This is a genomic window from Candidatus Latescibacterota bacterium, assembly GCA_019038625.1.
Lineage (GTDB): Bacteria > Krumholzibacteriota > Krumholzibacteriia > Krumholzibacteriales > Krumholzibacteriaceae > JAGLYV01.
Genome location: JAHOYU010000006.1, coordinates 1 through 1644, shown reverse-complemented (window position 1 = coordinate 1644; position 1644 = coordinate 1). Strand labels below are relative to the sequence as shown.

1 protein-coding gene and 1 pseudogene are annotated in these 1644 nt (G+C 50.8%); both read left to right on the top strand.

What is annotated here, in order from left to right; genetic code table 11:
- Positions 1 to 165: 165 nt before the first annotated feature.
- Positions 166 to 459 carry a transposase gene (locus KOO63_00230; protein MBU8920263.1) on the top strand — a complete coding sequence of 98 codons (294 nt, stop codon included), beginning with the start codon at positions 166 to 168 and terminating at the stop codon, positions 457 to 459.
- Positions 420 to 1325, top strand: a pseudogene (locus KOO63_00225) (IS3 family transposase). Before KOO63_00230 ends, KOO63_00225 begins: the two are co-directional and overlap by 40 nt.
- Positions 1326 to 1644 lie beyond the last annotated feature (319 nt).

Sequence of the window (1644 nt, the reverse complement as noted above, 5' to 3'; positions counted from 1 at the left end):
GGCAGATACGCTTCTATACTTACTGGCCGGATATGAAACAATATCCAAGCGGCCACTACTGGGGCACCCACTTTTATCCGGACAATCCAGTTAATATAGTGATATTGCTACAATATAGTGGACACCTCTATAACTCAAATTAACTTGAGATCAGGAGGTGTATCGATGAGATCAAGCAAAAAGAGGTATGATGCGGAGTTCAAGCGGGGAGCAGTTCGATTAGCGGATAATTCCGAGAAGGGCGACAGTGCGATTGAGCGGGAGCTGGGGCTATATCAGGGAGCGATCAGGATCTGGCGTAAGGCATTGCGATCTGATCCAGTGGATGCCTTTCCCGGCACAGGTCATATGAAGCCCGCCGAGGAGGAGATGCGCAGTCTGCGGCGAGAGCTTGAGGAAGTTCGGCAGGAGCGAGACATCTTAAAAAAAGCAATGGCCATCTTCACGAAAGACCGGTAGCAGTTCGTTATCGGTTTGTTTCCGAGCACCGCACGAATTGGAGTGTGGCGAAGATGTGCCGGATTTTGGAAGTGTCTCGGAGTGGATATTATGCATGGCACAGGCGAGTTCCCAGTAGGCGGCAGTTGGAGAGCGTTCGTCTGGATATGGAGATAAGGGCGGTTTATCAGGCCCATAAGGGTCGTCCGGGCAGTCCAAAGATTGCTTCCGAGCTACAAGAGCGTGGTATCAAAGTCAGCCGTAACCGGGTTGCCAGACGGATGCGGCGGATGGGATTGAAATCCCGTACCAGGCGAAAGTTCAGAGTTACGACAGATTCCAGGCATAAGTATCCTGTTGCCTCAAATTTATTGCAGCGAGATTTTAGCAGTGATCGTCCCAACCGGGTCTGGGTCAGCGATATAACCTATGTATGGACTCGTGAGGGCTGGCTGTATCTGACAGTATTTATTGATTTGTTTTCTCGATCTGTGGTGGGCTGGTCAGTAAGCGCCTCTCTGGGACATGAAATGGTCGTGAATGCTCTTAAGCGGGCCGTACGGCGACGGCAGCCGCCGAAAGGCTTGATCATTCATTCCGACCGTGGAGTGCAGTATGCCTGTGGAGGATTCAGGCAAGTGCTTGATCATCACGGCTTCGTGCAGAGCATGAGCCGCAAAGGAGACTGCTGGGACAATGCGGTGGCTGAGTCGTTTTTCAAAACCATCAAGACCGAACTGATCTATCAGAACACATTCTTCACCAGAGATCAGGCAAGGCAGCAAATCTTTGAATATATCGAGTCCTATTACAACGGCATCAGGAGACATTCAACATTGGGCTATAAAACTCCAATCCAGTATGAACGGTTGAAAAATGTGGCTTAAGCCGGTGTCCGTTTTTCTGTGGCAATACCACAAGTCGGGCCGCCATTTATAAAGCCATGCCAGAAAACCCACAAGCTTGCTTGTGGGATGAATGGCATCCGAATTAGCGGGGGTTTTTAGGGGGCGGCCAGCCCCCTAATACTCAATTGACACCGCAACGTGGAGTCAATTGATTCCCTAAGAAGCCACCAAGCTTGCTTGGTGGTAGTTCACTAAGGGGGAATAAAGGCGCCGGCTTTCCCGCTGGTGCGAGTGATTCGAGAGTTTTTTCAGGCCAGGGGTTTATCCACAAAGCCTGCAAAGGAGCCGAAGCCCGGCA